25 protein-coding genes and 1 riboswitch are annotated in these 25,436 nt (G+C 41.6%); of the genes, 4 read left to right on the top strand and 21 right to left on the bottom strand.

The genetic code is table 11. From position 1 onward, the window contains the following. Positions 1-31: 31 nt before the first annotated feature. Positions 32-2,641 (top strand): phosphoenolpyruvate synthase, encoded by a 2,610-nt coding sequence (ppsA, locus tag DESDE_RS08495; protein WP_014793625.1) that lies wholly within the window; start codon positions 32-34, stop codon positions 2,639-2,641. Between the two features lie 85 nt (positions 2,642-2,726). On the opposite strand, the gene galU is transcribed toward ppsA, so the two are convergent. Both galU and DESDE_RS20790 read right to left on the bottom strand, forming a co-directional pair. Next, positions 2,727-3,599, bottom strand: a complete 873-nt coding sequence (gene galU / locus DESDE_RS08490; protein ID WP_014793624.1) for a UTP--glucose-1-phosphate uridylyltransferase GalU — start codon at positions 3,597-3,599, stop codon at positions 2,727-2,729. A 106-nt stretch (positions 3,600-3,705) separates the two neighbouring features. Next, positions 3,706-6,645 carry a CotS family spore coat protein gene (locus tag DESDE_RS20790; protein ID WP_014793623.1) on the bottom strand — a complete coding sequence of 980 codons (2,940 nt, stop codon included), beginning with the start codon at positions 6,643-6,645 and terminating at the stop codon, positions 3,706-3,708. 85 nt (positions 6,646-6,730) lie between these two features. On the opposite strand from DESDE_RS20790, the gene DESDE_RS08475 reads away from it, so the two are divergent. The 3 genes from DESDE_RS08475 (at position 6,731) to DESDE_RS22205 (ending at position 9,323) form a co-directional block, all read left to right on the top strand. Beyond that, positions 6,731-8,080, top strand: a complete 1,350-nt coding sequence (locus tag DESDE_RS08475; protein ID WP_242831372.1) for a UDP-glucose dehydrogenase family protein — start codon at positions 6,731-6,733, stop codon at positions 8,078-8,080. Further along, positions 8,077-9,021, top strand: a complete 945-nt coding sequence (locus DESDE_RS08470) for an NAD-dependent epimerase/dehydratase family protein (protein ID WP_014793621.1) — start codon at positions 8,077-8,079, stop codon at positions 9,019-9,021. Before DESDE_RS08475 ends, DESDE_RS08470 begins: the two co-directional genes overlap by 4 nt. Positions 9,022-9,140: 119 nt before the next feature. Beyond that, positions 9,141-9,323, top strand: coding sequence for a hypothetical protein (locus DESDE_RS22205; RefSeq protein ID WP_014793620.1), 183 nt, complete (start codon positions 9,141-9,143; stop codon positions 9,321-9,323). 206 nt (positions 9,324-9,529) lie between these two features. Here DESDE_RS22205 and DESDE_RS08460 read toward each other — a convergent pair whose 3' ends face one another. The 19 genes from DESDE_RS08460 to DESDE_RS08375 all read right to left on the bottom strand — a co-directional run bounded on the left by DESDE_RS08460 (position 9,530) and on the right by DESDE_RS08375 (position 25,418). Further along, the gene (locus DESDE_RS08460; RefSeq protein ID WP_014793619.1) at positions 9,530-10,222 is read right to left on the bottom strand and encodes a YjgB family protein; all 693 of its coding nucleotides are present in this window, start codon (positions 10,220-10,222) and stop codon (positions 9,530-9,532) included. A gap of 66 nt (positions 10,223-10,288) precedes the next feature. After that, entirely contained in the window at positions 10,289-10,426 is a 138-nt protein-coding gene (locus DESDE_RS22985; RefSeq protein ID WP_427846210.1) for a hypothetical protein, read from the bottom strand. Continuing rightward, positions 10,392-10,685 (bottom strand): hypothetical protein, encoded by a 294-nt coding sequence (locus DESDE_RS08455; protein ID WP_041917243.1) that lies wholly within the window; start codon positions 10,683-10,685, stop codon positions 10,392-10,394. Before DESDE_RS08455 ends, DESDE_RS22985 begins: the two co-directional genes overlap by 35 nt. 267 nt (positions 10,686-10,952) lie before the next feature. After that, complete coding sequence (locus tag DESDE_RS08450; protein WP_014793618.1) at positions 10,953-11,528, bottom strand: uracil-DNA glycosylase; 576 nt, start codon at positions 11,526-11,528, stop codon at positions 10,953-10,955. 461 nt (positions 11,529-11,989) lie between these two features. Further along, the gene (locus DESDE_RS08440; RefSeq protein ID WP_014793617.1) at positions 11,990-12,664 is read right to left on the bottom strand and encodes a flavodoxin family protein; all 675 of its coding nucleotides are present in this window, start codon (positions 12,662-12,664) and stop codon (positions 11,990-11,992) included. Further along, a complete protein-coding gene (locus DESDE_RS08435; RefSeq protein WP_014793616.1) occupies positions 12,661-13,230 on the bottom strand; it encodes a TetR/AcrR family transcriptional regulator in 570 nt (189 codons plus the stop codon). Before DESDE_RS08435 ends, DESDE_RS08440 begins: the two co-directional genes overlap by 4 nt. A gap of 212 nt (positions 13,231-13,442) precedes the next feature. Then, the gene (locus tag DESDE_RS08430) at positions 13,443-14,297 is read right to left on the bottom strand and encodes an AraC family transcriptional regulator (protein ID WP_014793615.1); all 855 of its coding nucleotides are present in this window, start codon (positions 14,295-14,297) and stop codon (positions 13,443-13,445) included. Between the two features lie 38 nt (positions 14,298-14,335). After that, the gene (locus tag DESDE_RS08425; RefSeq protein ID WP_014793614.1) at positions 14,336-14,734 is read right to left on the bottom strand and encodes a hypothetical protein; all 399 of its coding nucleotides are present in this window, start codon (positions 14,732-14,734) and stop codon (positions 14,336-14,338) included. A gap of 187 nt (positions 14,735-14,921) precedes the next feature. Further along, the gene (locus DESDE_RS08420) at positions 14,922-15,905 is read right to left on the bottom strand and encodes a uroporphyrinogen decarboxylase family protein (RefSeq protein WP_041917376.1); all 984 of its coding nucleotides are present in this window, start codon (positions 15,903-15,905) and stop codon (positions 14,922-14,924) included. Between the two features lie 551 nt (positions 15,906-16,456). Continuing rightward, entirely contained in the window at positions 16,457-16,639 is a 183-nt protein-coding gene (locus DESDE_RS21110; RefSeq protein WP_486599224.1) for a DUF3102 domain-containing protein, read from the bottom strand. A gap of 1 nt (position 16,640) precedes the next feature. Beyond that, positions 16,641-18,503, bottom strand: coding sequence for an AAA family ATPase (locus DESDE_RS08415; RefSeq protein WP_014793612.1), 1,863 nt, complete (start codon positions 18,501-18,503; stop codon positions 16,641-16,643). Between the two features lie 446 nt (positions 18,504-18,949). Continuing rightward, a riboswitch (cyclic di-GMP riboswitch) is annotated at positions 18,950-19,041 on the bottom strand. Beyond that, complete coding sequence (locus DESDE_RS08410) at positions 19,016-19,837, bottom strand: TIM barrel protein (protein ID WP_014793611.1); 822 nt, start codon at positions 19,835-19,837, stop codon at positions 19,016-19,018. It overlaps the preceding riboswitch by 26 nt. A 168-nt stretch (positions 19,838-20,005) precedes the next feature. Further along, entirely contained in the window at positions 20,006-20,209 is a 204-nt protein-coding gene (locus DESDE_RS08405; protein ID WP_014793610.1) for a 2-hydroxymuconate tautomerase family protein, read from the bottom strand. Between the two features lie 142 nt (positions 20,210-20,351). Further along, positions 20,352-20,972, bottom strand: coding sequence for a DNA-3-methyladenine glycosylase (locus DESDE_RS08400; protein ID WP_014793609.1), 621 nt, complete (start codon positions 20,970-20,972; stop codon positions 20,352-20,354). Between the two features lie 152 nt (positions 20,973-21,124). Further along, entirely contained in the window at positions 21,125-22,339 is a 1,215-nt protein-coding gene (locus DESDE_RS08395; RefSeq protein WP_014793608.1) for a 4Fe-4S binding protein, read from the bottom strand. A 30-nt stretch (positions 22,340-22,369) separates the two neighbouring features. Next, a complete protein-coding gene (nrfD, locus tag DESDE_RS08390; protein WP_014793607.1) occupies positions 22,370-23,227 on the bottom strand; it encodes an NrfD/PsrC family molybdoenzyme membrane anchor subunit in 858 nt (285 codons plus the stop codon). Positions 23,228-23,242: 15 nt separating this feature from the next. Beyond that, positions 23,243-24,121, bottom strand: a complete 879-nt coding sequence (gene nrfD, locus DESDE_RS08385; protein WP_014793606.1) for an NrfD/PsrC family molybdoenzyme membrane anchor subunit — start codon at positions 24,119-24,121, stop codon at positions 23,243-23,245. A 26-nt stretch (positions 24,122-24,147) separates the two neighbouring features. Continuing rightward, positions 24,148-24,843: a TorD/DmsD family molecular chaperone gene (locus DESDE_RS08380; RefSeq protein WP_014793605.1), complete on the bottom strand. Its 696-nt coding sequence runs from the start codon at positions 24,841-24,843 to the stop codon at positions 24,148-24,150. Between the two features lie 38 nt (positions 24,844-24,881). Then, the gene (locus tag DESDE_RS08375) at positions 24,882-25,418 is read right to left on the bottom strand and encodes a 4Fe-4S dicluster domain-containing protein (RefSeq protein WP_014793604.1); all 537 of its coding nucleotides are present in this window, start codon (positions 25,416-25,418) and stop codon (positions 24,882-24,884) included. Positions 25,419-25,436 lie beyond the last annotated feature (18 nt).

Below are 25,436 nucleotides of genomic sequence, written 5' to 3'. Positions count from 1 at the left end.
CGGGAGAAGGAATTGTCAAGGAGGTAAACGTATGAATCCCTTTGTACTTGGCTTTCAGGATATTGACAAAACAAAACTCATGGATGTGGGGGGTAAAGGCGCGAACCTGGGGGAGCTTTGCAAAATTGAAGGACTACGCGTACCGGATGGCTTTTGTATTTCTACTGAGACCTTTAGAAGAATCATGGAGGAAACGCCGGCACTTGACCCATTACTTGATCAGCTCTCTCTTCTCAAAGTGGAAGACCGGGATAAAATCAGCGAGCTTAGCGGTGAGATCCGCAGGATCATCGAAGGGATAGCCATCCCTGAAGAGATTTGTGAAGAGGTCACCTGCCTCCTCTCCAGGCTTGGTGAAAAAGATGCTTATGCAGTACGATCCAGCGCAACGGCCGAGGATCTACCGACTGCCTCCTTTGCCGGCCAGCAGGACACGTATTTAAACATTATCGGCAAGGAGGCAGTCCTCAAGCATATCAGCAAGTGCTGGGCCTCGCTGTTTACCGAGCGGGCTGTAACCTACCGCCTGCAAAACGGCTTCGGCCATCGCAAAGTCTACTTGTCTGTGGTTATTCAGAAGATGATCTTCCCACAGGCGGCAGGAATTTTGTTTACTGCCGATCCCATTACATCCAATCGGAAAGTGCTGTCCATTGATGCCGGCTTTGGACTTGGTGAAGCCTTGGTCTCCGGCCTGGTGAATGCTGATATCTATAAAGTGCGTAACGGTCAGGTTGTCGATAAGAAGATCGCCACCAAGAAGCTGGCTATTTATGCCTTAAAAGACGGTGGTACGCAAGCACGGAAAATCGAACCAGAGCAGCAGAATAGGCAAGTGCTGACGGATGAGCAGATTTTAAGCCTCACGGGCCTGGGCCGAAAGATCGAAGCACATTTCGGCTGCCCCCAGGACATCGAATGGTGTTTGGTTGATCATACCTTTTATATTGTCCAGAGCCGGCCAATCACTACTTTATACCCCATCCCTGAAGCAGATGATCAGGAAAATCACGTCTATGTATCTGTCGGTCATCAACAAATGATGACCGACCCCATGAAACCACTGGGAGTGTCCATATTTCAGTTAACATCTTTGGGACCCAGGTTTAAAGCCGGGGGAAGGTTATTTGTTGATGTTACACAGATGGTGGCTTCACCTGACAGCAGAAAAACTCTATTGGATACCATGGGGCAGCACGATCCGCTCATAAAAGACGCACTCATGACCATAATAGAGCGAGGAGATTTTATAAAATCATTGCCCAATGATGAAAAAGGAGTTCCTGATAAAATCAATAAAGATATGTCGTCTGCGGGTTTTCAGACACAAATCGAAAACGATCCGACAATCGTTACTGATTTGATTAAGCGTAGTCAAACATCGATAGCAGAATTAAAACACAACATCCAAAGGTCATCAGGCTCAGATTTAATTGATTTTATCCTGGAAGATATCCAGGAGTTAAAAAAGATTTTATTTGACCCACAAAGTTCGGCAGTGTTTATGACTGCTATCGATGCCTCAGCATGGATCAATAAAAACATGGACCAGTGGTTAGGTGAAAAAAACGCAGCTGATACGCTTTCTCAATCCGTACCCCATAATATTACTTCGGAAATGGGTCTGGCGCTATTGGATGTGGCAGATATGATTCGTCCTTATCCGGAAGTCATTGCTTATTTACACCATGCAAAAGGCAACTTTTTGGCGGAACTGGTTAAGTTTGAGGGTGGGCAAGTTGCCCAAACCGCGATCTCTGCTTATCTCGAAAAATACGGAATGCGCTGTGTCGGAGAAATCGATATTACGAAACCTCGTTGGAGCGAAAAACCAACTACCCTTGTCCCCATGATTCTCAGCAACATCAAAAACTTTAAGCCTAATGCCAGCCAGCGGAAATTTGAGAAAGGGCGGCGTGTTGCTTGGCAAAAAGAACAAGAGTTATTAGATCGCTTGCAGCAATTACCGGATGGTGAACAAAAAGTCAAAGAAACCAAACGAATGATCGACCTCATCCGGAATTTCATCGGTTATCGTGAATATCCCAAATACGGCATGGTTAACCGCTACTTCGTTTATAAGCAGGCTTTGCTGAAAGAAGCCGAACAGCTCGTACAAGCGGGCGTTATTCAGGAAAAAGAAGATATATACTATCTCACGTTAGCAGAACTTCGCGAAGCCATACGCACCAATAAACTGGATTATCTGATCATCAGCCAACGAAAAGACGAGTACAAACTATATGAAACATTAACTCCCCCACGTGTTATCACGTCTGATGGGGAAATCATTGCCGGGGAGTACAAACGAGAAAGTATCCCAGCGGTCGCGATTGCAGGTCTGCCTGTTTCTTCCGGAGTTATCGAGGGACGAGCACGAATTATCTTAAACATGGAAGATGCCGATCTGGGAGATGGAGATATATTGGTCACCACCTTTACCGACCCTAGCTGGACGCCCTTGTTTGTATCCATAAAAGGTCTGGTTACGGAAGTGGGCGGACTGATGACCCATGGAGCAGTTATCGCCCGTGAATATGGCTTACCGGCAGTTATCGGAGTAGAAAATGCCACCAAGCTGATTAAAGATGGGCAACGAATCCGGGTCAATGGAACGAAAGGCTATGTGGAAATCCTATGATGGGGAAGCGATTGTCTTCCTCCTGGGGAATCAAATAAAAGATGTGACATAAGGAAGGCGGCCCAATCAGGGCCGCTTTCTTAGATCATATTCTATTTTTATAAAGTGTATCTAAATACTGAGCAAACTCCGGACCAATCTCCGGACATTCAAGGGCATATTCTACAGTCGCCATTAAAAAGCCAAGCTTATCACCGGCATCGTAGCGAATGCCATTTAATTTGCAAGCATAAATTGATTCAGTCTTACTCTGCATCTTTAGAGCATCAGTAAGTTGGAATTCCCCGCCCGCTCCTTTGGGAATGCTTTCAAGAAAGGAAAATATCGAAGGATTTAAGATATATCTACCCATGATCGCAAGTCTGGAAGGGGCATCTTTGAGTAAAGGCTTCTCAACCAGATCTTTAATGCGGTAGATATCACAGTCATTATTAAGAGGATCGATGATTCCATATTTACTGACATCTCTTTCGGGAACTTCCTGAATTCCTATTACACTGGAACGGGTCTCTTCTGCAACCTTCATAAGCTGTTTTATAGCAGGAATGTCGGATTTGATAATATCATCTCCCAAAAGTACAGCGAATGGATCCTTTCCTACAAATGACTTTGCACAACAAAGAGCGTGCCCTAGACCGAGAGGTTCACGTTGCCTTACATAATAAATATTGGCCATTCTTGAAATCCGTATCAGTTGTTCTAATTGTTGATAATCTCCTTTCTTAGTCAAATAAGCTTCAAGTTCAGGGGAGCAATCATAATAATCAACAATGGACCATTTACCCCTGCCCGTAACAATGATAATGTCTTCAATACCTGAATTGACTGCTTCTTCGACAATATATTGAATTACTGGTTTATTGCAGACAGGAAACATTTCTTTCGGCAAAGCTTTGGTTGCAGGTAAAAATCTTGTTCCTAATCCTGCAGCGGGTATAACGGCTTTTGTAACCCTCACTTTAGACCCTCCCCATAGTTTTGTTCGCAATATACTTTCTCTTTATAGCCCCAAATCCTAGGCCGACATAATCACCTTTTGGGAAATTTGTTACCCGACAGCTCTTTTAGGCATTTCTCAATAAATAGGGCAACAGAGGTGCTGCATTTTTCTTTTCGTAAACAATCAATTCAATTATTTTTAGATACCAAATGATTCTCCATAAGTGTGAATTTGTGGAGTTAATCCCATCGTCTTTTACCCTTTTAGGATAAATCATGATACGAGGGATATTTGAGATTAATAAACAGGCTTCTATAGTTTGATTAAAAAAATTTTCCGATTCGTTATCACTGATAGTGATCTCTTCATCGTTGACCTTAGCCAGGTTCACAAAAGCAAACTTACTCTCTGTCTCCCGTTCGTTATCACCGACAGTTACTTCTTCATCGTTGACCTTAGCCAAGTCCACAATAGCAAACTTACTCTCTGTTTCCAGTTCGTTATCACCGACAGTTACTTCTTTATCGTTGACTTTAGCCAAGTCTACAATAGCAAACTTACTCTCTGTTTCCAGTTCGTTATCACCGACAGTTACTTCTTCATCGTTGACCTTAGCCAAGTCTACAAAAACAGACATATTCTCTGTATCCGGTTCATTATTCACCCTTTGTTTCCATGATTCTAAAACTTCGTTAGCCACACGTTCCCAGCTGAAACGTTCCTCAGCCAACAACCTGCCTGTTCGCCCCATTTTCCGTCGAAGTTTAGGATCAGCAATTAGAATGTCAAGTTTTTCCGCAAACTCAAGGGGATCCTCTGGTCGATCGACAAGTAAACCATTTTGATCAATCACAACTTCAGGATTACCGCCTCGTGCAGTCGTTAGAAATGGTAAGCCGGCAGCCATTGCTTCGTAATGAACACGGGCAAGAGGTTCTTGCCATTGAGATGGGCACACAAATAAATCACCAGCCCAAAACCACTCGTGAATAACATCAGAAGATACATACCCTGTCGTTATCACAGGAAACTTAGCTTTCTCCGCTAACGCTCGAACATAGGCCACATAATCGGTAACAGTGTCGACACTGTACCACGTTCCGCCTACAATTACCAAGGCGATATTGGGATTCTTTATTGAAAGCTCATTGATTGCTTGAAGTAATAAGTCCGTACCCTTTTTGGGGGTCAAACGCCCAACAAACAATATGACAGTTTTATCTTCAAGATTATAGCTGCTGCGTAGTTCATGGCGAACCTGAGCAGCCCGGTCTGATTTTTTCCAAGGAATAAATCTTTTCAGGTCAACTCCCGAATAAATCGTGTGAACCTTGGAAGCAGCTTGCGGATAGAGATTAGAGATAGTCTTTCCGACATAATCGCTCACCGTGATAATCTGTTCTACTTCTCTGATTGCAGTCAGCGCATCCTGTGGGTCAATTTTATCACTATTAAACATATCATTATGCATGCTTAAAATGATTCGCGAGTAAGGTGCCACTTCACGTATTAAGGGAATAAGCCGGGGGCGATTAAAAACATGGATCAGATCAAAGGATTCATCTCGAAGAAAATCGATCACCCTGGCGGCGTAGATTTCGAAGAACTGTTCACTTTCAATCCTTACATACCGAATATCATTCTTACATTCCTCATTTGGCAAGGAAGGGTCTGTCGTTCCTAAGATGGTTAAAGTATGCTCTTGACTCAACAGCCCCGAGACACCATCAATATAGGTTTGAATAGCACCACCACGCACAGCCGGGACGGGCAATTTCTCCGTACAGATCATCAAAACTTTTAATTGATCTTTGTTCATAAGAGATACTTTTTTTACATCCTTTTGTCGCTGAATCTCAGCCTCTGTCCTTGTTTTTAAATATTCCTCGTGTTTTCTATCCGGGTAAAAGAGAGACTCATCTTTGATAATCAACTTTGGGGGTGCATCTGTTTCATAGTTTCCCTTTGGAAATTTCTCCTTGTCTAATGCCAATTCAGCCAGGGCTATCCCCTTTGTCTGTTCTAATAAATTAAGGCGTGTTATAATCCCATCTAAATTATTCGATAGAAAATCTCTTGGGTCGAACAACATCTCATTTAAGTGTTTATAAAACTCATTGGGAAATGCCAAATCATTTAAGAATATCTCATAAGTTTCCCTATCGATCGGATTGGCATCATGGTAGGCACTGATCATCCCCCTAATCCAAGGAATGTCCCACCTTCCTAAATCATCCATAGTACCTGATATAAGCTTCCGAAGATCTCGAATAGGGAGATCATAGGCGACCCCATCCAAATCGATCACCCAAAGGCCGCCAGTACCAAGTTGTCCGTTAGACCATCCATAGTCCTGGTGCACAAGTCCCCAGTGCTCTTCACCCATCGAGAGCATTTGGGTATAAAATGGTTGCTCTAGTAGGGACAAGGCATCCTGGGCCTGACGCTGGAATACATCAATGACCGCAAGTAGTGCTTGACTACTCGGAATATCACTATAGGCCTTGGCTATATTGCGAAACCAGTCTATTTTTGCAATTATTTTTTTATAATAAGCGGGCCATCGATATAATCTTGAGGCTTTTTGAGAACCAGCAGGCGGAGTATACCCACGTGTATGCCTATGAAACTCTCCAAGACCATAACATAGGGCCTGGGCGCCGGAAAGATCCTTACTCGCCGGAGTAAGGGATTCAATCCAATCAGTAACAATCCATAACTTACCGCCCTTTTCAACGTAGAGCGCGCCTTCTTTGGTCTCTATTATTTTGGGAACCCTTCCACCATTTTTTACAATATATTCTTGAGCTCCTATGCTAAAATGGCTTCTTCTTGGTTTACGATGCAACAACTTCAAACTGCGAGGTCCTTTGTTGGTTTCTATTTTCCAGATAGCCCCGCCTTTATCCGGTTTAGACGTAATTAACGTTTTAGTGTGAGGTTCCATGTCATAATATGCCATGACCTGCTGTGCTAATTCATCTATATATGGAGGAACCCACATATCAAGGTCTACCCCGGTACCTTCTTCTAAATCCCACGGTTGGACCAGATAATCATTCATAAATCTTCTCCACCTTTAAATTATTTAATGCATTATATTCCCATATATAAGCAAACGGACCAAGCATATTGCCTTTTGCTAAAATATGGAACTCTCTATTTCTCATATGAATACGATGTATAAATTGATATTATATGAGATTGGATTGAAATTTATGAGAATTTGCGTTGTAGGTGCAGGTTATGTAGGACTCACAACAGCAGCCGCTTTAGCGGTTTTTGGCCACGAAGTTCAATGTGTAGATATCAATCAAGCAAAAATTGACGATCTCAACCAAGGTAAGATGCCAATATACGAGCCAGGCTTAGATGACCTCATTACAGAATATAGTCAAAAAAGCAAACTTCATTTTTCGAACAATGTCGTAGAGAGTATTCGAGACTATCCTATTATTTTAATTGCCGTCGGTACTCCTTCCCAAAGTGACGGAAGCTGCAATTTAAGTTATATTAAACAAATTGTGGAAATAATTGCTTCCACAATCAATAGTTACAAAATTATCATTACCAAAAGTACGGTTCCACCTGGAACCAATGAATGGATTCAGCAAACATTCATGGAGATGGGCATCAAGGACGATTTATTTGATATTGTCTCTAACCCGGAATTCTTACGCGAAGGAAGAGCATTATGGGATATATTTCATCCCAATAAACTCGTCTTTGGAACAAAAACAGATAGGCCGTTGGAAGTTCTCAAACAGCTCTATCTCAATGAAGACACACCCTTTATTTTTACAAGTTTAACTGGTGCGGAACTAATCAAGTATGCAAGCAATGCCTTTCTCGCCACAAAAATTTCTTTTGCCAATGAAATGGCCCGGATCTGTGATGCTTTTGAGGTAGATTATGCTGATATCAATAAGGCCTTGGGGATGGATCCTCGGATTGGACCGGATTTCTTAAACGCCGGTCTAGGGTTTGGCGGTTCCTGTCTCCCGAAGGACCTTAGTTCTCTTAAACATTCAGCCTTAACTCATAAGATAGAAACTAAGCTGCTGGATGCTGTGATAGAGATCAATCATAAACAAATTGAGCTCTACGTGCAGAAGCTTAGTGATGTACTTTCACCTTTAGCAGGTAGACAGATTACAGTTTGGGGAGTAACCTTTAAACCTGGCACAGATGATCTTCGTTTCTCGCCATCTATTGCTCTCATTCAGCAATTAATCCAAAGGGGTTGTATCGTTCATACGTTTGATCCTATGGTAAAGCTTGAAGCCAGCGATGTTATTCCCTATATGGATCAATATGAATCGGTAGACAATTCAGATGCTCTAATTATCGCCACAGAATGGGACCACTTTATCAACTGCGATTGGCCAGAAGTTCAAGGGAGAATGAAGGGATCTATCGTTCTTGATGCAAGAAACTGTCTCGATGGAGAACTGATCCGAAATCAAGGGCTACTATACTTGGGGGTTGGGATAGGATGAAAATACTCGTGACGGGAGCCGCCGGTTTTATTGGCTCACACCTTTGTGAACGCCTGCTTGAAATAAACGATGTTGAAGTTATTGGAATTGATGGCTTTATTATCCCTTCTCTTAACCAGACCAAACTGAGAAATCTCAGGTTTTTGCTTACCAATCCACGCTTTGCGTTTCATCAAGTTGACCTCCGCCAAACGGACCTAAAGCAACTTTTAGAAGGTGTTGACGTTATCTATCATTTAGCTGCTATCCCCGGTGTCCGTACAAGTTGGGGGTCTGATTTTCAACTCTATGTTGACCATAATATTGTTGCTACGCAACTCTTACTCGAAGTAGTCCGTGAATGCCCAGTTAGCAAGTTCATTTATATTTCAACTTCATCTGTTTACGGTGAAAAAGCGGGGAAAGTTGCTGAAACTTCTATACCCACCCCCCTTTCCCCTTACGGGGTGAGTAAGTTAACTGGTGAATACTTGTGTAAGGTATATCAAGAAAGTTACGGGATTCCAATCGTTATTCTAAGATATTTCACGGTATTTGGTCCAAGACAAAGATCTGATATGGCCTTTCACCGATTCATCAAGGGAATTATTAAGGGCGAACCGATCCAAATCTATGGTAATGGATTACAAACACGAGATTTCACCTATGTCAAAGATTGTGTAGAGGCAACTGTTTCGGCCCTTGATGCAAAAGACGTTATCGGAGAAGTAATCAATATTGGGGGATTCGAAAGAGCTTCTATCCTGGAAGTTATCTCGATGCTTGAAAATCTACTCAAACAAAAGGCAACTCTGGAATTTATGGACCGACAGAATGGAGATCCATTGAATACTTGGGCGGACATCTCCAAAGCACAAAGACTATTAAACTATACTCCGGAATGCTCATTGCAAGAAGGCTTAAAGCAACAAACCATAGATATATGCAAAAATTATCTGTAATGAGTGTAAATCTTGTACCAATTACTGATAACCACCATATATTATATAAAAGCTATCATCTTCACTGAGCAAAGTTCTTCTGAGGAGATGAAGTTTATAAAAAAGAAAGGAGCTAGATCATGCACAAAGTTGAATTATTACAACAGGTTATGAATGCCTTAAGCAACAATTTAGACGTCGCAAAAGTAAAAATAACGTATACCAACGGTGAACAGCTGAAAATCGCTTTCGACGAGGCTAAAGATGATGATGATGACGATGACGACGATGACGACGATGACGACGATGATGATGTAGAGTAAACCAAATAAGCAGATAAACCAAGAAAACCTATAGTTCTGATCAATACCCCAGTAGATTGGGCTCTTATATAAACCTCCATACTGATGTAAGATAGAGCATCATATGGAGGTTTTTTTATGCAAAAAATTCTTCACAATATAAAATCGCCTTGTGCTCACTGCACGAGGCGATTTTTCATAGCCATTTCAGGGCTAAAAACCAGCTGTTACCATTGCCTTCCTGGATCATTTGCCATGGAGTTGACGGTTCCTTGAGGATAGAGTACAGAATAATGATCTAAAGTTGGGTCTGAATTCGTACCGGTTACCTTTGGGAAAACAAGTAAGATCTTAAACTCTTGCCCTGCAGTATAGCCGATTATGTCCTCTCCTCCTACCGTAGCTGTGTAGGCAGGTGTTCCAAAAATATCCTTAACTTTGGAAAGAGTGATTTTTTGTAATTGTTTATCAAAAGACCGAACCTCGAAAATCTGGGACCCTTTGTTAAAGCCGAATACCATGGCATGGCTAGAATAGGTAGCATAGTTTCCTTTGGCTTCGGGAACCCAATCGGTGCTATCAGGCTTACCCCATTTTTTCTCTACATCTTCAATAACAGTTGTTTTCGCCGCAAAATCACTATTAATAACTTTTCCCTTTTCAGCTAGCTGCCTTATATTCAATAATAAAGCTTGACTGGAATCTGTTTGATCCGATGAAGATGGCGGGTTTGTTATCTGAGAACCTGGTGCTGTTTGCTCAGGCTTATTCTGTGACTGCAGCTCAGATGAAGGTGTATGTTCTTGTAACCCGCTATTCGGCTGCGGAGGGTTGCTCTGAGCAGAACACCCGACAATAGAGATTAAGGCGAGTGCTATTACGGTAAATACAGACAACACCTTTTTCGTTAATTTAAACATAAAAGATTCTCCTTTTATTAGATTTCGGAGCCTAAAGTTAACTCTGACTTAGATATTTAGACGGAATTACAGGCACTTTTCTAACGGAATTTTATCACATTTATTATTAATCTGATTAATTATTGCCTTTATACGAAATGAAAAGGTTGTATTTTGATTTGGAGCACTGCTAGCTGTAAGCTCCGCACCAAGGTTCTCCGATATACTTTTGGCTATTGCTAATCCTAAGCCATAGCTGCCATTTCATTTTCTCTTGCTTTGTCAGCTCTGTAGAAACAATCAATAAATCTTTCAGAAGTTCTTGTGATGACGTGACATCCATAAAGAAAATATTATATTCCCCATTAGTTATTGTTGAAGGTACTACAATAGCTTGACATTTTGTTTTCCCAAATGATATGACCTTATGAATATTTCGATGTTTCCATGCGGTTTGAACTACTTTTTTATATGCTTCTTCCATGCGCCAATAATTAGGGTTGCTTTTACTGATTTCACCGTCCGAAGTTACTATGATTTTAAAAAAAGTCGAACTGCCCAGATGTTCGCCGCTGACTACAATGTCAGTAATATAGTAGACGACACTTCCGGCTGCTGGAATAGGTGTAACATCGTTATTTTCAACACTGGATGGGTAATTATTGTAAAAATAAAAAGAAAGAAATTGTAATAGTGCTTGTTTCCGATTGCACGGTCGAGATTTTTGTTCGACATCAAATGGTTACATGGCTTAACCCTTAAATAACCGCTGCGCCAGCATGTCCCAATCCTCCATAAACTGACGTGTCAGATTTGGCCGTCTCCTTACAGCCAGCGGATGATAGGAGACAATGCAGGAATATCCCAGTACAACATGCCATAACCCTCTCAGATTCTTTACATGGGCCTCCTTATCATCAAACATCGCCTGGACCACGGTATCTCCCAGACAAACAATGAATTTCGGCTGTATCGTTTTTATTTGTTGAATAAGAAATGGTTTACTGAAAGCTCTGACTTCTTCTTTGTTATATCGGCGAAGGGGCCTGCATTTTAAAAGATAAGTTAAATAGATATCACCTGGCGCCAAATTGACTTGATGCAAAGCTGTCTGCAGGGTTTGCCTCGTTCCGCAGACATATTCATTGCCATCTTTGTCTTCGCGGGCGCCTGGATTATCTAAGATTATAACAACAGGCGCGTTGGGATTCCCTTCCCCCCAAATGATGCGCGATTTTTCCGTGCATATTTCACATTCTTTATAACCGGCGCCTTCTTTTGGCAATTTGTCTTCCGGCCAAATCGCCGGTTCAAAGCATGAATCCATATTAACTCTCCTAAGCTTACTGGGATTGTTGAAACCATTCATAGCTTAAACATAAATAACTTTCTTATACCGGTGCTAACATCGATCAAATGCGGATATCGATATTCTCTTTCCAGTTCAAGGATAGAACAAAAAAATAAGACACTCTGCAAAATTTGAGCAAGAGTGTCTTGGATTGATAATTTTCTTTTCCACCAGGAGCCAAAAAGAAGATCAAACAGCGGAAAGTTATCATATCATAGTATTAACAGTGTGCAGGGAAAACGATGAGACCGGGGCCAGGCTGCCGGCAAATCCTGCTTTCTTACGGCCTGCCTCCTCTCTTCATCATTTAAACTGGCACTGCCCGTTTACACTTGCGGGGGATCATAAGGTCATTGGCCGTTGTGTCAATGACCTTATATCCTTTACACCTGTAAGGGTGCCGTGCGCCGTGATGAAGAAGAAGGAGACACTCGTCATTACTTACCACCTGAAATGACATTTATATATTCATCAACAGTTAACAATTCTGAATTGAGTCCAGATACTACTTCATCTGATAATTTAACTTTTGAGGCAACTTGAAATCCGGCTTGCTTTACAAACGAAAGATATTCTTGTACTTTTTCTTGTATATCTGCTCTATTCATCCGAAGTAGCATGCCGTTATTTCTGTATATTTCCAGTATGGGATTTGAGGATTTCATGACTTCATGCATAGTGTGAAAATTGTTTTCTCCCGGAAAACCGGAGTTTGATATCACTACAATATCGGGCAATGCTAAACTATTCTTCATATCAAAATTACCGTCACTTTCCACTACAGTGGGATTTTTTAGCGGGATTAATCTATCTGCAAAGTTTTTAAGGCATGCTGTCATATTCCAAAGGTAAACGGGAGTAGCAAAACATACACTATCTGAACTTTTATATAGCTCAAGCAATTCATTCATATCATCTTGATGAATACATTTTCCTGGAGTCTTAAACCAACAAGAAAAACACCCTGTACAGTGCTTAATATTTTTATCAATCAAAAAAATATTTTCAGTTTCCGCACCAGCTTTCCGTGCACCAACCAAAAAGGCTTCCACTATCACATTTGTATTACTATTAATACCTCTAGGACTTCCGTTAAAAGCAGTAATCTTCATAGTACCATCTCCTTTATTATTTTTAGCTGCTGATCAACCATTTCTTCGGTGACTGTAAGAACAGATGAAGAGGTCTTCAATCCATCAAAAAAATAGATGATATGTGTTGCTACAGCAGAAATATCAAAATCTTTGAATTCTCCAGTTTCTTGACCATATCTGAATAGATCGCCAAGTAAATCAACTGACAACTCTATCCTTTTATCAAAATAGGCACGCTGTTCAGGTTCGGCGAAAGCAAATTCATGAGTAGCAAAAAACAACCCTCTATTGTCACTAAATATTGCATTTTTCTCATGATCTAAATAATTATCAAATATTACTTTTGCGGGTACTTTTTTCTCTATTGCTTGTTTCACGGCCTTTATATCATCGTCTATATCTCTGTCAAGCATAGCTATAAATATCTCTTTCGTGGAAGAAAAATAGCGATACACTCCCCCTCTGCTCATACCACAGGAATCACAAATATCTTTCATAGTAATAACTTGATAACCTTTATCAGCAAACAATTGCACGGATGAATCTATAATCTTTTTTTTAGTAGTATTGCTTTTATTTGACATTATAAAGTCTCCTTTCCATAGAACGCGACACGCGTGTCGTTTCTGATCTTACGACACGCTTGTCGCTTTGTCAAGTCACGCAAACTTTTTTACACCATAACGGACTTTCACCGCCTCGTTAATCGCCATGGGTGCGCAACAATATAAATCGCCTCATGCTCACTGCATGAGGCGATTTATTATAGCTATTTCAGGGATCTTGAGGTAAATCCTTATTTTTTTATTACGGGAAGCCATACTTCACATTTGTAATCATCCGAAGATTGATCTCCCTCAAAATAAACCTCAATGTCCGGCGCGTTCGCATATTCATAGCCGGATGTCGGCAGCCATTCGGTCACAATCCGCTTTTGCAGGCTTTGAATCGCATGTGGCATTGGGCCTACACACTCAAATATTGCCCAAGTACACTCCGGTACGGTATATTCACTCATTCCCTCCGGTACAGTTCGATCTGAAGAAACAGCAATATAATAGTCAAAGCTATTACCGTCCATACATGTAGAAATGCCGAGCAATCCGACAGGTTGTTGATCCATAAGCGCAAGTATTCTCGGTATTGCTCCCTCCATAGTTGTTTTCTGCCAAAACTGAGGTACTTTCTCAAAGCTTTCTTCGAGGTTCATCGGGTAATGTTCTTTTACGCCAACGATGCGAAACGCTTCCTTTTTTTCTATTTTGTAATTCATTTCAGCCTCTCCTTTAATCGTTATTTTGAAGCTGATGGGAGGAAAGGCTTTCAGAGTAACTCCTACGGATTTTGCATTTGACGGAGGAAAGCCATGTACGCTTTGGAACGCGCGGTTAAAAGCGGTCGGGGAATCATACCCGTATTTTAATGCTACATCCAAAACCTTTTCGCCATTTTGCAATGCTACCGCCGCTAAAGACATTTTTCTTCTGCGGATATACTCAGAAAGCGGGGTTTCAGCCATATACGAGAACATTCGTTGAAAATGAAAACCTGAACAACCTGCGACTTTGCCCAATTCATGTAGGTCTATCTCATCTGTCAAATGTTCTTCGATGTAGTTTATCGCCTTATTGAGGTTTTCAAGCCATTCCATGTCATCACCTTCCTAATTAACTATAAGTCATCCCCTGCCTAATTACCTCTTAATACTGGATCTGTAAAAGAGAGGACCCTTTTGCTAATTTCATCTTCTATTAATGTTTTTGATATATTCATAGCTTGTATCATATCCCTGAGGCGGGCGTGCTGAGCAGTACCCTCTGCCAATTTTAGCTGGGCTTTTTCACATTTGCTGATAATTGAGGATACGGGCGGTAGCGCTGCTATCAATTCTTCTTTTGTATATTTCTCCGTAATATTTTCATCTTTTAGCAATGACGATGAAATATACATTGCCCTTATTCTGTTCTTAAGGAGTGTGTGCTGAGAGGTACCCTCCACAAATTTTGGCTGTGCTTTTTCACATCTACTGATAACTGATAAAACGACTTTTAGAGCCCTTTCTGATTCTTCACTTGTATATCTGTCCATGGTTTTTTACCTGCTTTCGTATCTTGAATTAGGGAATCTGTTTCGCTGATCCTCTATTGACTTCTCTATCATGGAATAAATCTCCTTTCCATAGATAAAAATACCCCGGAACCCTCCTTGCCAGGGATTCCGGAGTATTAGCTATGCCCACTGCATTTTGTTCTCTGCCATTCCTTGATCAGCCGGATTAGAACATTTCTCGGCTCATTCTGTCAATTTCTTGATTGACCTGGGCATATACACCGGGATAAATACTATCCGGCCCGCCCATGGTCAGACAGGGAATAAAATATTTCTTGCCGCATCTCCGACAAGCTCTCTCAACTGCCTCTGCGCATCGTTCAGGCTTCCAGTCTGGAAGATCAAGATACCCGCTGTCTATATCTCCCATGAAAGTAATTTTTCCACCATATTTCTCGATTAATTCAGGTGCGTTGTTGGTGGTCATGACACCTTGCCAGATATCAACTCCCATTTCGATCATAAAGGGAACCAGATTAGCAGCATAGGAATCACTGTGATGGACAATCACTTCCACACCATTCGCTTTATAGTAGCCATAGATTTTTTTATAGGCGGGGAGGAAAAACTTTTTAAACATTTCCGGAGAAATGAAAGAGTTGATCTGGCTGCCCCAATCGTCATGATGGAAAAGAGCGTCCGGATGGATTTTTTCAATGACGATTTTTGCATAAGCTAATTCGAATTCGGTAATGTAGTCGATCAGTTCGTGCATGGCTTCCGGTTCTTCATATAAGGCCATTAACGCGTCTTCCATACTCATCAGGTGATGAGTCATTTCAAATACTCCCGGTGCAGCCATCGCCGTCACAAATTCCTCATTCCGGTCGACAGCCTGGGCATGAGCGATAGCCGGGGCCCAGGTTTCATCATCTATGGGAATCTCAGGTGCTTTGACGTATTTTCTCCACTCCGTGATATCTTTTAAAACCTTATGTTCTTCATCATGTACAGGAAACGGCCCTATCTGCCCCTCCGGCCACATCCAGGTTATTCCCCAGGCTCCTTTGGAGGTCTGCCCCGGGGCAGGAAAACCAGCCATAGTTACGCTGGCCTCCATGATGAGATTCATAAACTCATACTGCTTTACATACCGGTCCGGATTTCCGCCCTTTATGGTTTCCAATAAATTTTGACGCTTTGTTAGCATATACATCTTACCCTCCTTGTCGTTAGGGATTTTCATTACTATAGCTATTAAACAAGCAGGTTGATAATTCCTTTTTCAATTCTTAACCTTTTTTAATAATTCTGGCATCTCAACATGTTTCTTCTTTTCTTTTTGAACAAAGCTCCTGACTGTAGATTCTCCGCTTTAAATTAATCCTAGAAATAATAAAACCGTGACAAGTCGCCACGGTTTTATTTCTGTGAAGCACCTACTACCTCAAAAAACGCCAGCACAAACTGTAAGCCGTTATCCAAGTACCTTCGTATTTTTCATTCCACTCTTCAATCCTATCGTCACAAAAGAATATGGATGCCGATCTGTAAGCATAATCGCTTTATTTGCTTCCCATTTTATAATGTTTAGTCAGACAATAATGTGATAATTGTTTCTTCTACTTGTTGTTTAAAACTATCAAAATCTAAAAAGATGTTATTTTTAACAAGATATCTCAATATATCTTCGGGAAAAGTCCCACACTTCATATCATCACTATCATATCCTTTTTCCTCTGGTAAAACATTAAAAGATAGTTAAGTTAACCTAAGTATGAAGGCATCTAACGCTTTGGTCAAGCATTTTTTGGAGTCGGGTAAACTCAGCAGGAGGATGAACAGAGCAGTTCGACAGGAATAGCTCACCGACTCTTCCTGCCACTTACCCCATTCCTCGTGCTTGACCAAGCCTTCCGCTTCATCATCTGCAAAATTCGACAGTTTAACAAGTACTATCCTTTATATCTTCATATTCTATTGCAAACAACATTTCATCACTTAAATCTTCAATTTGGGCTAATCTATTGGCCTGGTTAACAAGAGCTTTTTCAAAAAAGTTTCTTACATCTCTTGCGTTGGCAAATGTATCCGAATCGCATTGTTTTTGGAAGAATGAATAGGCGGAGTCTTCTGCTTGACTTGCCAGTCTGAGATTCGCCTTTTTACACATGGATTGTAAAATTAATATCAATTCCTCCGCGCTGTAGTCATCAAAGACAATAAATTTATTAAACCGTGACCGCAGACCCGGATTGGAATCCAAAAAACGCTCCATTGGTTCAGGATATCCAGCTACTATTACGACTAAATCTGCCCGGTGATCTTCCATGGCTTTGACAAGGGTATCGATGGCTTCAGTGCCAAAATCCGATTCTCCCCGGTTTTCTGTAAGAGAATAGGCTTCATCAATAAATAAGATACCGCCCTTCGCTTTGCTGATCACTTCCTGGGTTTTTAGAGCGGTTTGTCCCACATACCCGGCAACAAGTCCTGAGCGGTCAGTTTCAAAGAGCTGGCCCTTGGAAACCAATCCCAATGCTTTATATATTTCAGCCAGCAATCTGGCCACCGTTGTTTTTCCTGTTCCGGGGTTCCCCGAAAACACCAAATGCAAGGACATGGCCGGCTGACTAAAGCCCCGTTCCTCACGTATCTTTTGCACTTTAATCAGATTGACCAGACTATTCAGATCCTTTTTAACCCGAGCTAATCCGATCAGTTCATTCAATTCCTGAAGCAATTGCTCCAGATTTTTATCAGCACCTGTGCCATCAGAGCTGCCGGCTCTATCCACGTCCTCCGGATCTATCTCTTGGAATTCGTGCAGGTCTGTTGTTTCATATCCGTTATCTTCCAAGTACTCATTGAGATGCAATAAATACTCGTATAACGCCGTCGATTTGTTAATATCAATGTCATTGCAGCTTTCATACAAGAAATACTTACCCAGATATCCAAAAAACATGACAATCCCGGTCATTGTCTCCACGGCTTTCTTTGAGCGTGTACCTGTTTCACTAAGATGTTGATCAAGCTCTCTAATGATATCCAGAAAAGATGGGATCCCCTCTGCAAACTGGGGATTCTCTAGTATATATTTTTTCGAGGCTTCCACATCTATGGCATAAGCTCCGCCTATATTTAGATAATCCTTGATGATTTGGCTTTCAATCTCAGTTAAGTCGCCATCCGCTAAGGCTATATAAGTCAAGAAGTGTACTGCGGTTTGGAATAATTCATTTGCCAGGGATCTGCCATCCTTTAGTCCATATCCCGCTCTATCTATAGTGTCGTATAAACTTAAATAATCTTTCAGAACTCTTTGCTGATCGGCACGAATACCATTCCACTGCTCTCTAGTCCAAAGTTCCATTGCGGATACATCCATTTTAACTCTGCGCCGTCTGCTTTCCCTGACTTCTTTGGCCGCTTCATCATGTACTTCCCGGACCTCTCCAATTAACTTATTGATATCCTCATTAATAATGTCGACACCCTTATCGTAATAGGATTCTTTGTATTCGGTTAGCCTATCCAAAATTTCCTTTAAATAGTGCATTTGCACATAAGAATTCCCCGCTTGTCCTGCGTTATTTGCTTTTTCTTTTAACACTCCGATATTTTCTATCAGTGATGCCACATGATCACTTGTTGCTTTAAAACATGCATAACAGAGTTGATACTCTTCAGAAGGTCTGGCATCGATATTGAATGTGGCCTGGCAAAGTCTGCACTCAAAAACAGCATCGTTTGGTGATGTTGATTTGTTATCCCCATATAATATCTTTTTAAGTGAACTCCACATCACAACAACCTCTTTTCTTTCCTTTTCTTCAACTGTTTTTCACATAAATAACGGGACTCGCTCTTTAGCAATCTGGAGGGCTTTTTACATTAGGGCTTGCTAGCGAACTCAGTTTTTAGCCAAACTTGATCATCTTCACAACTCATATCAAAACTTTATATAGAAACCACCATTTCCCTATCACTATTAAAGAGCATATTTCGCAATTCTTCTAATATTCCACATCTTTTCTTCATTCCCTCTCCAATTTCCATTCTTTCTAGTTTTACATGTCTTCTGACTCAATTAAAATAGTGGGCTTTTGAAGTATGGAAATCGGGGCCATTACTCTCGAAAAATACTAATGTCATGCGGCTTTACCGCATAGCATTTTTTTGACCCTAACGTACAAAGTTGCGGAACTTATATAACGAAAGCCCGTCCTAAAAAGACAGGCTTTGCAACATTTTAGCAACCAAGCTATCCTAGCGCTTTCTGAGCGCCTTAGACCCTGCGACTTTGCGCCACTGCCTTTAGACCAATTTTTCATAAGTTTCTTTTAGAAGTAAAGCATCTCTCTCTAAAAGAGGCCCTTCAGCTATGATACATCCTCGGACATCATAATCTTTTATAGCCCTTAGACATTCCTTATAATTAAAGTCGCTTTCCAGTAATGGAACATGACTTCTTTCGCCTTTCGCTGTGTACTTTATTCCCCCCATATGAATGTGTAAATCCTCCAGGGCAGTTCTGCCTAAATTATCAAGGACGTGCTTAAGAACACCAGCAAAATCGTCATAATTCTTAAGACCGCCGTTTGATCTCGCGTGAATATGAGAAAAATCAGCGCAGAGCTTACATGAGGGAACCTCTTGACAAAGGGAAACCAGCTCTTCCAGCGTTCCAAACTGAGACCCCTTTCCAGTTGTCTCAAGCCTGTAATCTACGCCATAACTCGAAAGCCTCATTAAATTACTTTTAATTGTAGCGTAAGCAACTTCCTTGGAGTCATTCATGTAGAATCCCGGATGAAGTACCAGACTCCTTCCTCCGACCTTAGCTAACCCTTTTGCAGCATCAATTATTCTTTTGATTGATTGAATTTGTATAGCAGCATCATCTGAATTCAGGTTGATATAATGAGATGCGTGGGCCGAAAGGTAAAAGTCTTCCTTTTGCTTTGCTTCCAGGATAGCGCCCTTGTTGTTATCCGTCACATTGACACTTCGAACAAACAGTAGTTCCATGGCATCCAGCCCAATAGACTTCAAATAGTGAATACCGGTTGCATAATTAAATCGTTTTATCCCATCGTATAGTGGCAAACCGGAAATGCCAAACAATAATTTTTCCACACTTATTCACAATAATCCGGGTTCTATTTATCCAATAAAACCCGGATTCCTTTCAAATAACCAAATATCCTATTTAGTACCTGGCGATCTTACCTGTTAATCGCTCGATCTCTATTTTGATAACCCATGTATACCGAATAGTCCTGTTTTCATAATTCTCCACTATTATTAGCGGCCGTCTTTTCTACGAGCTGTTATAGTTTCCCCGGCAATACCCCAATTATCAGTATTGACCTCATCGATCACCACGACCGTTGTATTGGGGTTTTTGCCCAACACATCCACAAGTAACTGAGTAGCTCCTTTGATAAGCAATGCTTTCTTTTCCGGAGTGACGTTTTCATTCGTGATTCTAATATTTACATATGGCATAATAATTACTCCTCTCCATTCCCTAACTACACAATACATCCGAACTGATCTTACTAGGGGCTTTTAGCGGTTGCTTGACATGGCTCTTTAATTTAATATTTTCTAATCATAAAATCACCACCGTCTCAGGATAATTTAAAATTCACTTTATTGATACATACTCATTGCCTTCCACATAGAATCTCCAGGGATAATCTTTTGCTTCTTCTGCGTAATCAATTCCCACGCGCTTCGTCGAAACGATACGGATGTCCTGTTCTGCGTCATCTTCAACATAGATTTCATCACCGCATAAATCCACTCCATTGGCAAGGCTGTCGATGCCTAAGGCTGCACATAGTTTTCCAGGCCCGTTAGTTAGACCCCTCTTCTGACTTTTAGTGAGTTGCTCATAGGGTTTCCCATATCTTTTTTGGGCCATCCACTCAATTCCTTCCACCGGCTCTGCCGCCCTGATTAAAACCGCTTGAGGATTTCCTTCCTCCCTGGTGACAGTATTAAAGCAACAGTGTATTCCATAAATCGTAAACACATAGGAATAACCGGGTCCACCATACATAACCTCAACCCTGGGCGTCCTTTTGCCACCGTAGGAGTGAGCTGCTTTGTCATTAACACCCATATAGGCCTCTGTCTCAACGATTCTTGCCGATATTTTCTGCCCATTTACTTTATGCACGAGCAGCTTTCCCAAGAGTTCTTTTGCTACAATCGTCGAATCCCTGTCATAAAATTCCCTTCCAAGCTTTTTCAACTTTTTCATTTCCCTCCCTTCTGCAACGGTATTCAAGATGATCTTACCTTTCCCTAAATAAAACGGGTCAAAAAGTTGATACAAATCAACAAAACAGTTAAACCTACGAGGAATAGAAATAGACTATCATGTTTATTTTCGCTGAAATTCATCGTCGCACCTCATTGATCCACCGAGTTTTGTGCGGGACACCCTTGGTTTAATTTTGCTCCAAATTTCCTTTTAAAATCAATCCAATGATGTCTTAATCTCAAAATAATTCTATTGAAAATCATTCCCGGACAAAAAAAGCGGCACCAGAATCTCCGAATAAATAATGCGGATAATAAGACAACCATTAAAATCAGCCACTCGACGATATCTCCTTGCATTCCGAATAGGGTGGCAAAAGGTTCATAACCCGCCAATCCCGGCGACTGATAGATTACAGCGCCCAATAAGGCAATATATAATAAAACATACCTGACCAGGGCAACCTTTTGTTCTACCGCTCGGCTACAGCAAATGACCTCTTTACTTACAAATACTTTGGCCAATAACTCTTGCAGGGCTCCAAAGGGACAAAGCCAGAAGCAGTATAGGTTTTTTCCAATCAGAAAAGTTAATATCGGAATAACAGTTAAAAATATATACCAAACCAAGTTCTGCCGAATTGAAGGAAGATATCCCATTAAAAAGGAGGCAAGATTTGAAAGTGAGATGGGTGTGTTGTATTGGAAACCAATCAACACCAGACTTCCTGCCATGGTTATCCAGCGGATTCTATCATTTTTTAGTGCTATCCCAACAAGCATCAGGATGACTAAGACAATAACAGAACCTTCCCTCACTCCAAAAACGAATGCTGCCTCTTCATCTTCAACCTCCAGCCCAAACTGATTTCTGGCTACTTCATGACTACCTATTGAAATCGCTTCGGCAATGCCTCGGGAGCTATAAGTTGCTCCCGATATCGCATTAATATCCTGTTTGATCGATAGGGGGTCGGTTATTTTTTTATCTTCGAATTGCTTGAGATAATCATGTTTCATAACAACTCTAATAAATGAAGGTGTATCCTTGTGTTCAATAAGTGCGGTACCAAGAATAACTCCATATGGGTTAATTCCTGTTGCGATGGTAATTGGTCCACCATATGAACTTGCCTTTGCAATGACAACATAGCCTTTGATCTCTTTTTCTCCACTGGAGTCCTGACTTATCCCTTCTAAAGTAAGGGGTGAAGACGCAATCTTCTTAAAAGACTGCGCCTCGGGTAGGACCTCTTTAGCTTGCAACAGCACATCATTTCCCGGCCTAACCCAGCTTAAGCCTATAAAAACTGCCAGTATTAAAGATAAAGTCATGATAAGCGCTTTTTTCATCTCTATTTTCATACCCTTAGTAGTCACTCCCGGCTGGATCGATTATATAGTCCAGATAGGTAATGCCGATAATACTATAATGGCTCGCAGCGTTGCCCCTCCGATGAGTGTAGCCATCTCACTTAACAAACCTAAGATCCTACCACTCTTTTCAGCTCGCTTTTTCTTTGGGTAGAAGTTATTTAGAAGTGGAAAAACCAATCCGACAGCAATTAACAGAATCCAAAAATAGGAGGCAAGTCTTCCAGCGACAACTATTCGGGCAGAATCAGCCGCCACTGGACCTTTAGCCCCTGAAAAAGAGATCAGAAGCAAAGCCAATAAAAGAACTAATTCCACAAAGAGTAGGATGATGTTTACCCTATTTACCACAACACCCTCATGCTGAACGGGTTTTTCGATGATGCGGGCAAGCAGGGATGAAGAGGCCAATCCCATCATCAGGGCAGACACTACAAATAATCCCGGTACAAGGATAGTGTTCCAGAAGGGTTGAGCAAAAAGAACAGAAAGCTGTCCCCCGGTGTATAGTGCTGTTATCACTGCCAGTAATGCCCCTGCTCCTGAGATAATTGCAGGAACTTTCTTGTTTTCACGTTTATGATAGGCACTCAAAAATGCCAGGACCATAAAAATGAATAAGAGATATACCCCCCAAGTCATCACCGAAGTAGGATTACCGATCATGGTTAACATTCCAGTGATGCTAACACCCAGGTTCATGGAAAAAAGGAACAGTCCAACAGCTAGGCAAGGACCTGAGATAAAATAACCAGCCCGCTCTAAATTGTTTTCTTTTCCAAATAGGCCTTTTTCTGCTGCAAAAGATGCCAGATAAGCACCTGAACCAAGACCTCCAAAGAATAGGAAGCCGATGATAAGCCAGCCCCAGTTTCCCAATGATTACCCTCCTATCTAAAAAACCCTCACAGCACATAACACTATGGTTGCCCTCAGTGTCAGCCCTCCGATGAGCACCGCAAAGTCAGTTGATATAACATTAAAGAATGATGCAAGCCTTCTTTTCTGTTCTTTAGCTGAGACAATATAATAGGCCAAGGGGAAAACTAAGCCGATTGCCACAACCAACAGCCAGAATGGCAACGCTAAGGAACCACTGGTAAGCATTTGTGCAGAAGCAGCAGCATCCGTCCCTTTTGCGCCTGTTAAAGCAAATGCCAGAAGCATCATGATTAGAATCGCTTCTAAGCCAAGTAAAACTTGATGAATCTTGTTCGTCTTTGCTTCACTTTGCCGATCCCCTGCTTGCTCCGCTTTCTTTTCCAGGAAATGCGCGCACAATGCGGTAGCAGCGAGACCTGTCGATAAAGCAGAAACGACAAATAATATAGGAAGAAGAAATGTGTTCCAGAAGGGTACAGACGTAACCACTGCCAGTAAAACCCCGGTATAGGCTCCGGTTCCTAAAGCAAGAATTGCTCCAAGGAGAGATAACATTGAAGGTACTTTTCTGTTCTTCCATGTGTAATAAGCAGATAGAAATCCAACAAGAATGAACAGCGATAATATATAAATTCCCCAGGTCATTACAGAATGAATGTTGGCGAACATTCTTAAAACACCGAGAGGATCAGAGAAAGCTATACCAAGATCCAGAAACAACAACAAACTTCCTATGACGATACAAGGCCCGGACAAAAAGTAGCCCGCTCTGTCCAGTTTGCTGTTCTCCCCCAACCAGCCTTTTTGAGCTGCAAAAGACGTTAAATAAGCCCCTGCTCCTAATCCGCCTAAAAACAAGTAAATGATAATTTTCCAGCCCCAATGATACATATAATCCTTATCCTCCATTCCGCCGCTTAGCTCTGGCAATATAAATTGAGTTCCCGTTGAATCCGCTGGATCTGTTCCTTGTCTTCTTCAATGTAGTTCTCAGTAAAGACAGCAAAACTTCTCCAGAATTCGTTCTGAGACGATTTCAGGATATCCTGACAGAATTGGGGTAACCACTTTAGCAGGTGAAGATCCATGAATTGTTCCTGAGCAGATAAAATCCTCTTTAAACTCTCGAAATTCCCCTCCCGAAAAGCTTGCAAAGCCTCTTCACTCAGGGCATACATAAACTCCAGTTCTACCCCGATCTGATCATCAGGTTCCTTATAGACCTCGCTTCTTTCATAACCGTTCTCTCTGTAAAACCTTTTGACATTCATGGTAACATCCTGCATCATGAGCCGGTTGGAGTTGCGGTATACCGATTCATAAGGAGGAGCTTCCAAGTGATAAGGTCCCACAAAGAGTCTGGTAAACTCTATCGTTGCTTCATGATAGACCTTTTGCAGCTCTGCAGAGGATATGGATGACAGACCTTTTCTGAGTCGAGCTTCTGCACAGTCTGCGGCCATTGCTTCATCACGTTCCAACTCTGACCAGGAGATCATGTCTGCGAAAAGCTCTTCCGGGCATTCCCATATAAATAGACTTCGCAATAGATCGAACACAACACATCGATAAGCCAATATTTCCTGCATTTCGTTATTACCCAGACTACTCAAAACGTCCCATCCCTTCGCGTCTAAATCTTAAGAGCACTCTACTGCTTCATCTTCACAAAACGCATGGATGGATTGGTGGCAAAGGCCTGGAAACCGATTGCTTCCTTAACCGCTCCCTCAGCATCAAGCTTATCGATATCCTCTATTTTTAAGACCTGAACCGGACACCCCCGGACACACATGGGTTGTTCCCCTGCGTCAATCAAATCATAACAGCCCGTGCATTTTTCTGTTTTTTTAGTATTGGGATTCATCTTTGGCGCCTGATACGGGCAAGCATAGATGCAATATCCGCACCCCACGCATTTATCGTGGTCCTGAATCACCAGTCCATCTTCGCGTTTGGTATAGGCTTTGGTAGGACATACTGAAGCGCATTGAGGTTCCGCACAATGCATACAGGAATGAGAAAGATAACGTTCCACCATTCTTCCGTTCATCTCAACCTCAAAGCTATCCAATGTCCTCCAGCTTACCCCCACATCGACTTGGTTCTTGACCATACATGCCGTTTCACAGGAATGGCACCCTACACAATAATTTTGATTATAAAAAAATGCTTTCTGACCAGCCATAGTTCACGACTCCTTTCA

Source organism: Desulfitobacterium dehalogenans ATCC 51507, assembly GCF_000243155.2.
Classification (GTDB): Bacteria; Bacillota; Desulfitobacteriia; order Desulfitobacteriales; family Desulfitobacteriaceae; genus Desulfitobacterium; species Desulfitobacterium dehalogenans.
Note: the sequence above shows the minus strand (reverse complement) of the source record. Positions and strands in the feature narration are given on the sequence as shown.